This is a genomic window from Yoonia sediminilitoris (assembly GCF_003058085.1).
GTDB classification, from domain to species: domain Bacteria; phylum Pseudomonadota; class Alphaproteobacteria; order Rhodobacterales; family Rhodobacteraceae; genus Yoonia; species Yoonia sediminilitoris.
The window spans coordinates 53,763-63,561 of sequence record NZ_QBUD01000010.1 but is presented as its reverse complement, the minus strand read 5'-3'; the positions used below and the strand labels follow the sequence as shown (position 1 = coordinate 63,561).

Genomic DNA, 9,799 nt, shown 5'->3' with positions numbered 1-9,799 from the left:
GTGCTCATGGCGGCCATCCGTCGATGACGTAGGGGGCGGCGGGGGGGCCGAGGATGGTAAGGATGCCAGGTGGCGAGGGGATCAGATCGAACATCCGCACAAGTGCCTTGCCTGCGATGCGCACGCCGCTGCTGGCTGTCGGTCCGATCACCAGCGGATAGGGGAAGCCGCTGACCGAATTGATCATGGTGCACAGCGATCCGGTCGTCGCCAGCGGCAGGCCGCCCGCCGTAATGAGGGGCGGGAAGATACCCACAATTGTGCCGGTGTCGGGCGGACCTGCCACGCCGGGGGTCACAATCACCGCAGCACCGATGGAAACCGGAGATCCTGGCATGTTCGTTCCTCCTTACGGGCTGAAATTCGTGACGCCCTGAATCGCCACCACGCCGCCGCGCAGCGTGGCCGAACCAGACGCCTCGACCGACGTGATTGCCCCTTTGAGGCTGGCGTTCACGCCGGCCTCTATGTCGGTGTTTACCTGTCCCTTGATCTTGACGTTCAGACCTTCGATCGTGACGTCGCGCTGGGCCTTCATGGTCAGTGCGCCTACGGCTTCGACCGTGGCGTCGCCGTCTTGATCAAGGGTAATCTTGGTGCCGCCTGTGACGACTGTGACCGTGCCGCCTGACGCGCCCGACTGATCAATGAACAATTCCGATGGCCCCACCGTGGCACGCACCGTGCCGTCGGTGATGCGCAGGGTGATCTTAGGCTCCATCTCGATGATCAGTTCGCGCGGTGGGTCGGCGGACTGATGATTGCGGATCGCGGCTTTGATGGTTTCGTCTTCGCCCGCGTCCAGCGGTAGGCGAAAGATCACCTCGTCACTGGTATTGATCGGCGGGCGGTCCGCGTCATTGTAAAGCCGCCCCGTGATGATCGGCTGGTTCACGTCGCCCCGATCAAAGGCCAGCAAAACAAGATCACCGACATTGGGGATCGCGACAGTGCCGATATGGCCGGTGGCGACGGGCACACGGGCCAGTTCAAGCCCGCTGTTCCTTAGCCGGACGTCGCAGCTATAGTTGTCGCTATCGCCCGCATCTGCATGTGGCTGAACCTCGGTCACGACGCCGATTTCGGTCAGTCGCATCGTTTCGAGTTCGCGCCGGATCACGGCCCTGAGGGTGCTGATCGTATCGCTCATGTGGCCGTGCCTCCGATGGATTGGAACCTGACTTCAGTGAGAAAGCCCGCAGCCTTGTCGATGCGGTGGCGCAAGCCGCGCACCTGAAACGTGGCGTTGAGGTCGTCATCGGGCATGTCTTCAAGCCGGATCGCGTCGCCCAGTTGCACAGGCGGATAACCAAGGATCGTCACATACCCGCGCAGGCGACGGTTCAAAAGCCGCGCCAGCTGCGCATCGGCGGCGCGTTGTGCTGCTTCGGCGGTGCGCAATGCGCTATGTTCCAAAAGGACAAGCGGATCGCCGGACCCCGCCGTGCCACGCTGCGGCGCGCCATCCTTGGCAAGCCACGACCAGCTTTCTGCGCCCGCCGATGATCCGGGGCTTTCGCCCCAAGCCTCCACCCGGTTGGCGTGCGCCATTGTCCGTTCGACCCGGTAGTCCAGAACATCCCGCCCGTGCGAAAGCGGGTGCACCTGCTGGCCATTGCCGAACGCCTCGCAGATCAGGGCATTGTCGGTGTCGGCATAAAGATCAAAGCCCGAAAGGTACGCCAGTTCGGTTATGTGCTGAAACCGGCTGCGGCGCGCATCGGCCACGTAATAGGGCAGAACCTCGCTCTGGCCTGTGCGCGCGACCGTAATGTTGTCGGATGCTGCCAGTTCACGCAGGATGTCGCCTGCGCTCTTGTCGCGGAAGGTCTGGTTGGTGCGGCTGCGCGACAACAGCGAACCTGCACCGAACCCTGCGATGCGTACGCGCTCCGGGCCGGCATCAACCTCATCCACGACGCCAGTCATGACTGTCACCGGCTCCTGGTCCTCACCGATAAACCCCAGCGCGATTACCGCGTCATCGCCGCGCGCGGGTGCCAAAGCGCCAACGCGCGCGACCGTCAGATCAAACCGATCTAACAGCGGCGCCATGTCCCGCCGCACGTTGATCTTCACAAAGGTGCTGGCGAGCGGTTCGGCACCCATGTCGACCCTTTGGTCTCCGATTGTGATACGGTAGCTTGGACTTAGCATGCGACCCTCACGGCTTTGTGGTCATTACACATCGTCTCCTCCATCTTCTGTCGCGACACGCGCGCGCAAGGCAGCACCGGCTTCCGGCGCAAGCAGGCTGGCCATATGGGTGCACCAGGCGGACTTCATTTCGGGGTCGGGGCAGAGGTCCGACATGTCGGCCTCGTGGATCAACCGCGCAACCTCTTCAGGGGCATCTTGGGAAAGCGCCCGCAATTCCTGTTCTAGCCAAGCGGCTTCGGGCATGTCGGAACTCAGATCGGTTCCCGCTTCGAAAAGCACGGGATTCCAGTAGCCCTGAAAGTGGTTGAGGATGAAATCGACCTTGCTGGTCAGTTTTGTGAACCTTGCGTACCGTTGGCGCAGGTAACGCGAGCGTCCGTATTGTGCGATTGCACCGCGGATCTGATTGTCGGTGGTTTGGGCGGCGATTTCATCGAGCCTTGCTGCGACATGCGCGTCGGAAGGGTCGCGGCCGAGCATCAGGATCGAATAATAGGCAAGCCACTTGTTGGCGGCATGGTTTTCAGCGCTTTCAAGGAAAAAAGCCGGGTCCTCACCAAGCCGCCAAAGCCCGTGCAACGCGTCGTAAATCACAGACCGGTTGGTGTCCGCACGGATCGACCCTGCCAGCGCCCGCAATTGCGGGCGTAGCGCTTCGTCTCCGCTCACGCCAGCCTCTTGGACAATGCGGCGCGCATCCGGTGCCGCGACCGTTTCACTGCGCAACGCAGGAAGTGCTTTGTCCAGTTTCGATGCAAGTGTCTGTGTCATTTCTTTCGTTATCTTTGCTGCAATAGGGGTGGGACGGTTGTGTGCCCGCTGCGCGCGCGTGCGCGGGTGTTTTGCGGGCCGTCCAGACGTTTGGAGCCGCCGATCGTGTCGACGGCCGGTGACGGGCCGGCATGAAAAAGATTGGTGGCTGTCGGATGGTGGATGGGATCGCCACCATCGAAAAGCGCGTGGCCCACTTCATGGCCCGCAATATAGGGCATGTCGGCGTCGCTTGTGTCGACGGCCTGCTCTTGGATGATGATGAGATTTTGCCAGCCGGGCAAATTGTTGGCGAGGTAGTCGCCACCTGTGGCGCCAGCCAATATCGCCGCACCCGGCGCAAGCTGTATGTTGATCCGGCCAATGGCGATCAGATCGATGCTATTGGCGACGCCGTCGTTGAAATTGAGCCCCAGAACGCTGCCTTCGAGAAGATTGATGGCATCGGCGAAATTGAGCGCGGGTTCCTGCACGACAACTGCGGCCGCCGGGCTGACGATACTGTCGAAATCGACGTTCTGCCGTGGGTTCACCAAGACGATGCGCTGGGCCTGATGCCGGTGCTCTGTTGCTGCAAATCCTGCGTGGGTCGAAATCTGCGTCGCGATCTTTGTGGCGATGGTCTGGTTGTTGTCGCCGGCGACAATCGGGACTGTGACCGCGGCGGTTGTGCCTGCCGCGTTTGTCATATTGAAGGTAATGTTTCCAGCCGCTGTGGCGGTGCCCGTAACGGTCAGCACATTGGCTACCGGGGTGACAGTCTCGCGCGACAGCAGGTTGAACCGGATCGCAAGCTGCGCCCAATCCTCGCTCATCCGGTCGATCGTGCGCGCCGGATCGCTGTTGGTTCCCGTCAGCGTGACAAAGTGGATATCGCAGGTGCGCACTGCCTTTGGCCCGGTCTCGGCTGGCGGTCGCCCGACGGGCAGATCGATGCGGGCGATCTCTGTGCCGTTCAACACAGCCGTGGCGCGCACGAGGTCTTCCAGCCGGACCAGAACCGTTTGATGCGCGCGGTGGGCATCGTCGACAGCGTTTGAAACCAGGCGCACATGTTCGTTTGCGCGGTAGGCCGGACCAGTGCCGACCACACCTTCGACGATGGCAAATGTATGGTCGGTCTGTTGCACTCCGCCGCGCAAGGTCTCAAGCTGAAGCTGTAGTGGTTGCCCGGCAGGCAGGCCGGTGATTTGCATCCGGAATGTGTCTGGATCAGGTGAAGCGCCGGGCGGTCCGTCAAACGTGGCCGTGTCGGGCAGGTTGACGTTCGTGACAGCTTTGCTGACCATCATGCAGGCATCATCGCCGCTGAAGGGGAAAGCCGCGTTGGCCTGCGTGATGAAATCATATTGCACGGCCGTCACGGCCACCCTGTCACCATCAGGCTCTATCCCCTCAAGCCCAAGCTGGAAACCTGCATCACGCGCGCCCGCGCTGATCTGCGCGCCTTCGGCAAAGAAACGCAGCCCTGCCTCCATCAATGCGGCAGCGGTCTGTGGGATCGTGGCGTTCGCGAAGGTCAGCGGTGGTGTGAGCGCTGTTTGTCCGTCCACCGGAGTTTCGTCTTCCCGTCCGAACAGTCGCAGCCGACCCGCCGCCGGGTTCAGTTCACGCAAGACAAGATTGCCGGTGAAGTCCGCAGGCTCTGCCCGACGCACGAGCACAAGGGCACGGCGGGCATTATTGCGGTCATTCTGGACTTGCAGAATGCGGCCGGGATCGGCCTTGTCCGCCTCGGACAGGACAGGTGGGTCGGCCATCGGCAGCCGCCGGTTTTCGGCGATGTCCAACGTAAGCCTGACAGCCGTCAATTGCGCGCGGTCGGTGAAACCCTGTTCACCGTTAACGTCAAGCTGAAGCGCCAGTTCCACATCGCCAGCCCGCGTGCTGGGGGTGGGCCCGCCCTCAAGATAAACCGTGTGACCGGCAAGCAGTTGATCGGACGTGAAAACGTTGTCAGTGCCGTTGAAAGCCAGTTGGTTGCCTGCTGCGGGCGCATCAAAGACATTTATATGTCCCGCGCCCTGACTGATGGTGAATGTCCCGGTGCCGGTAAAGGCGGCATTCACGCGCAGGACAACGGGTTGGCGCGCGGGGTTGGTATGCGGGCGGCGCACTACCACGGCAGCGGGCGCGGTGATATCGGGCACAAATTGCGCCACCTCGCGGCTGACGATGATCACGTCAAACCGGTCCGAAGCTGCGGCAAGGCGTGTGCAGACCACCGGCCCCTTGGCCTCTTCGAGCGGTGCACCCAGCGGTCGGGCCACGACGTCAGCATCAAGTTCGAGGATGTAGATGCCGGGGCCTTTCAGGCGCGGCTGCCCGGTATCGGGATCAGTGGGAAAGCTGAAGGTGCCATCGGCCTGTGTGCGCGCCCGACGGGGCGTTCCGGCCCGGATGCTGCCTGACCCTGTGGGCACTTCGCCGGGCAGGTATTCGCCATCGGGTGCGGTGACGAAAAATTCGCCCTCATAGGCGCGGCCGTCCGCGTAGCGGATCGATCCTTGCACGATGAATTGGGGTGACGGTTCCGCAGGTTGCCGGGTCAACGGCGCGCCGCGCGGCAGGGTTCCGGGGCAGGTTTCGTGCCGCGCGCTGTTTGGGTTGGGCACAACGAAACAGGACCGCGCCGTTGTGTTGCTGTCGTTCACGCACCAACCACCGGCAACGGCGCCTGTCGTGGGCAAATTGAACGTATCGGGCTGGGCCACGTCGGCGGGCAGTTCTGTCGCGCGGGTGAACAAAAGCTCGGTGCGCCGGTTGGGGCGCCATGCTGTCTGCACATCCCGGACCGGGTCAAGCTCTCCACAGCCCAACCACAGCAGCCGTTCGCCCGGACAATTGGGCAGCAACCGGTCATCGGGGATGGTCAGGTTTTCACCTGCCAGATACGCCCTGATCAACACAGGCCAGGTCGCGCCGTTCATTGCGCCGGTCTCGGGCAGGCCACTGGCGTTTTGAAACGCGCGCACCGCAGCTTCGGTCAGCGGTCCGTGATTGCCATCGATCCTGCCCTGATAATGCCTGCGTTCCTGCAACATCTGCTGGTATTCACGAGTACCCCACGTGTCATGCAGGCTCAGGTTTGTGCCCGGTGTACGTGTCTGCCGCAATGTCTCCCATTCGGCCACGGCTGCGGCCGGATCGTTGGCAAAGCGCAGCACCGCAAAGACGCTGCGCGCACGGCGCTCGGACAGGGATTGGTTGTAGGGTGTCGGGCCAGCAAGGTCGGTGTGACCCACGGTCACCAGACGCAAATCGGCATTTTCTGCTGAATAATCAGCCACCTGCCGCAACACGCGCAGAAGACAGGGTTCGACAAAGGCACTGTCAAACCGAAAATGCACGATAAAGCGCAGCGCGAGTGCCGCATCATCGCGCAGGACGATCTCGACTTCGGTCGTTTCGCCAGCCCGCACATCGGCCGTAGCCGTGCCGCTTAGATCAGAGCCATCCGCCGCCGCGCCCGGCGCGGTGGCCAGCACAGTGAAACTGCCGACTGGAAAAGGGTTTTCAGTCCAGAGGTTGCCGTCACGATTGGTCAAGGCACGGTCGTTGATCGCGCCGCCATCCTGCGTCGTGCCATTGACAACCACGTCCACGACAGAGGCGTCGAAACCGGGATCGCCTTCCTTGATGACCCGCACGACAAGCACGCCCTCATCTTCGCTGACTGGCGGTTCGACCGGCGGTTCGGTCGGGGTCTCTGGCTCCGGTTCTGGGGCTTGGGTGTATTCGCGCAACCGCATACGGTAGGCATAGCAATCCGGCTGGCCCGCATGTTCGGCGATCTCGAACTGTTCGATCAGCACATCATCCAGATCGGTGGCGCTGACGATGTCGGCTGCAAAGGTCAGGGGTGCGGCGGCGCGAAACGCATCGCGCAGGCCGTTCAAAGCCTGGCGCGCATCTGTTCCGCTCTGAATGCCCGATAGTTCAATCGCTGCACCCGCACGGCCCAGCCGCTGAAAGAAATCGCCCTCCAGCCCGGCAATGTCGTGGCGCGTCAATACCTGATCCTCGTCCAGCTGGATCAACTGGACTTGCTGGAGTTCAAGCTCTCCGAGGATTGGGCGGATGGGCTGGGTCATGCGCCGGGCGGCCTTTCTCTATTCCTTGAGAGAGTTGAGATGCGCCACGATGGCGTCGATGAGCGCGATGATCTCGCCTTTGACCTCGTCAATAGAGGGCAGGCCGCTTACAACGTCGGCGATGTCTGTGATGGCGTCGAAATCATCCGCGTTGTCGGGCAGAAGCGACTTGGCAGATCCTACGAAATTCTTGATCTGATCCGTGAATTCCGCCGCTTCGCCCAAGCCCGGAATGGCACTCACATCAAGCTTTTCGACCTCGGCCTTGAGCTTGTTCATCAACTCGATCAACTTGTCGAGAAGGTTGTCGATCTGGTCTGGAATGATCGACCTGAGCGCGGTGATCGCGGGTTTGATCACAGCGACCTTTTCATCAAGGAAATCCTTGAATTCCTGTAGTACCTCCTTGAGGTCCTCGAACAGATTATCGGCCATTGTGCTTTCCTTTCTGGCGCGCGTCGTCAGTCGCCGCCGTTGCTTCGGTTAAGGTCTTGCAGCCGCGTCAGAAGTCCGCTGAGCGGTGCAACGAAACGCTCCAGTCCGGTGTCGAATTCCGGCAACAGATCAAGCCCGTCGACCAGATCATCAAGCAGGTCCGACGCCTCGTCCCCGATCACGTCGTCCAGCGCGCTGACTTCTTCGGGTTCCACCGGTTCCTGATATTCACGCAACACCAGCGCATAAGCATAGCGGTCGGGTTTGCCTGCGGTTTCGCGTGTCTTGAAATCGTCAATCAGCACCTGTTCGATCTCGGCATCGGCCACGATGTCGGCAACAAAGCTGAGCGGTTCGGCCGCGTCGAATTTTTCGGTCAGGCTGGACAGGAATTCCGTGGCCTCGGGGCCGCTCGCGACGCCGGCCACAAGGATCGCAGTAGCGTGGCGGCCCATGTTCTGAAAATAGGTGCCGTCCATCTGCGGCGCGCGGTGCGCGGCCAATGCGCGTGCATCGCGCAGTTTCAGTGTCTGAACCTGGGGGAGGGCGATATCGTCAAGCATCGGGCGCATCTGCTGTCCTCAAACGTCTATGCCATGGCGGCGGGCTTCGTCGCGCAGGACCTCGGCTAGTGCCTCGCCCAGTTCATCCCGGTCAAAGCGTGGCAGCGGGGCGGCGTTTGGAACTGGTGGCAGTTCGGTTAGCGGTTCGTCTGCGATGGCACCTTGCGCGCGGCTTGCAGCCTTCTGGCTTTCCAGCGGCAGGACTTCTGCAAAGGGCTGCGCGAAATCGGGTTGCGGCGGCAGTTCTGTGACGGGTGTATGGGCTGGCGGGCCGATTGCGTCGCTGAACATTGGGTCGCTGGTTGACGGTGCGGTCGCATCGGATGGGGCCGCGCGCTGGCTGGACGGATTTGCAGGCAGGGTAGGCTGCGCTGTGGCAGTTGGATGCGCCGCCGGATGAGCGAGGGCCGGGACCTGTGTTTGTCCGGTTCGCGCAGCACGGCCTGCTGCTGCGCTGTTCCTTTGAATAGGGGCAGGCGCCAATGCTGCGGCATCTTGCCGCGGTTGGCCCGTCGCAATTTCAAGTGATGAGGTGTCTATCTTGCTGGTTGGCTGCGCATGATTTGGCGCGGCTTGCTGCATGGCTGGTGCGGCGCCTGTGTGCTCTACGCGGTCGTCGGCCTTTGTGCGCGTTATGGCCGAATGAAGCAAATCGCGCGAGGCGGTTGGCCCCGCGAGCGGATGTGTTAGCGCATTGGAAAACGCGGGCGTGCCTGTGGTCCGGCTTTGCGCTGCGGGAAGCCGCGCACAAGCGCGTCTTGCCAGTGTTTCCGGCCATTTCGAGACGGGGACAGATTCAGGCACGGGAAGTGGGCGCGGGTGCGGTTTGCGCAAAGTGAATATGCGGGCCGGTTTCAACTGTTCGGGTGGTTCCACGTCAGCGCCGGACCAGAGCCGCAATTGGCCGGGCGTTGCGCGCACAGGCTTGACCAGCGCCACGTCACACTGTGTGGCAGATCCCGCGCGGGGCAGGGTGTGTGGCGTCAAATCTTGGGCTTTGCGCGGTCTTGAGGGCTTTTGCGCGCCGCTTGGGGCTTTCTTGCGCGCAGGCTTTGGTTTCGCTGGTTGGTCGTTTTGTGCCTTTGGAGCGGTGCTGATCCGATCAAGGCCCGTACCAAGCACTGGTCCTGTACGCAACTTTGCCTGCCCCGCGATCCAACCATAGTGCCTGCCGGGGCGCGCCCAGTCGTCAAGGACCTGTGCCTGCGCTTGCGCTTGGCGCAGATAGGCCGCGGCAATGCGCCGGGCGCCAGCACCGGCGGCCTTGCGCAGCCGCGATGGCGCGGCAGGTGCCAGCGGCCCGATCATCCCGCCTGCGCCTCGTGCGCGCCCATTTCCAGGTAAAGCAGGATCTGACCAATCGTCATGCCGCTGACCTCTTCGGGCGTCCAGCCGAATTCGCGCGCAAGAACAAAACACGCCTTGGCAAGGGGTGCCTGCACCATTTCTTCCAAGGCATCCTGCGGCAGGTCCACGCCGCTCAGACTATTGATCCGTTCGACCAGATGCCGCGCCAGACCGGCAGGCAGGCTTTGGACTTCCTCAAGCTTAAGCACAGGCGACACCAGCGCCTGCTGGATCATCAGTGCGGCGGACAGGTTTTCGTCCTCTTTCGCCGCACGGGCAATCAGTTGCAGGTCGCGCACAGTCAAAGGCCGCAATTCGACCTGTTGCGGGCTTTTTCCGCTCCCGCCCAAGAATTCGGGTGGGATGTCGTGCTGATGTCTGGCGGTGGCGCCAGCCAGCAGTTCTTCGCCGGTGAGCATCATGGCGGGC

9 protein-coding genes are annotated in these 9,799 nt (G+C 62.2%); all 9 read right to left on the bottom strand.

Annotation, left to right across the window (positions count from 1 at the left end; translation table 11 throughout):
- Positions 1-4: 4 nt before the first annotated feature.
- A complete protein-coding gene (locus C8N45_RS16410) occupies positions 5-337 on the bottom strand; it encodes a hypothetical protein (protein ID WP_108387346.1) in 333 nt (110 codons plus the stop codon).
- A 12-nt stretch (positions 338-349) separates the two neighbouring features.
- The gene (locus tag C8N45_RS16405; protein ID WP_108387345.1) at positions 350-1,150 is read right to left on the bottom strand and encodes a phage baseplate assembly protein V; all 801 of its coding nucleotides are present in this window, start codon (positions 1,148-1,150) and stop codon (positions 350-352) included.
- A complete protein-coding gene (locus C8N45_RS16400; RefSeq protein WP_168769504.1) occupies positions 1,147-2,109 on the bottom strand; it encodes a contractile injection system protein, VgrG/Pvc8 family in 963 nt (320 codons plus the stop codon). The genes C8N45_RS16405 and C8N45_RS16400 overlap by 4 nt, the downstream gene beginning before the upstream one ends.
- Before the next feature lie 72 nt (positions 2,110-2,181).
- Positions 2,182-2,931 (bottom strand): hypothetical protein, encoded by a 750-nt coding sequence (locus C8N45_RS16395; protein ID WP_108387343.1) that lies wholly within the window; start codon positions 2,929-2,931, stop codon positions 2,182-2,184.
- Positions 2,932-2,939: 8 nt separating this feature from the next.
- Positions 2,940-7,025 (bottom strand): peptidoglycan-binding protein, encoded by a 4,086-nt coding sequence (locus C8N45_RS16390; RefSeq protein ID WP_108387342.1) that lies wholly within the window; start codon positions 7,023-7,025, stop codon positions 2,940-2,942.
- An 18-nt stretch (positions 7,026-7,043) separates the two neighbouring features.
- Positions 7,044-7,460 (bottom strand): hypothetical protein, encoded by a 417-nt coding sequence (locus C8N45_RS16385; protein ID WP_108387341.1) that lies wholly within the window; start codon positions 7,458-7,460, stop codon positions 7,044-7,046.
- Positions 7,461-7,486: 26 nt separating this feature from the next.
- Positions 7,487-8,032 (bottom strand): DNA circularization N-terminal domain-containing protein, encoded by a 546-nt coding sequence (locus C8N45_RS16380; RefSeq protein ID WP_108387340.1) that lies wholly within the window; start codon positions 8,030-8,032, stop codon positions 7,487-7,489.
- Positions 8,033-8,041: 9 nt separating this feature from the next.
- Positions 8,042-9,331 carry a hypothetical protein gene (locus tag C8N45_RS16375; protein ID WP_108387339.1) on the bottom strand — a complete coding sequence of 430 codons (1,290 nt, stop codon included), beginning with the start codon at positions 9,329-9,331 and terminating at the stop codon, positions 8,042-8,044.
- Entirely contained in the window at positions 9,328-9,792 is a 465-nt protein-coding gene (locus tag C8N45_RS16370; RefSeq protein WP_108387338.1) for a hypothetical protein, read from the bottom strand. Before C8N45_RS16370 ends, C8N45_RS16375 begins: the two co-directional genes overlap by 4 nt.
- Between the last annotated feature and the right edge of the window lie 7 nt (positions 9,793-9,799).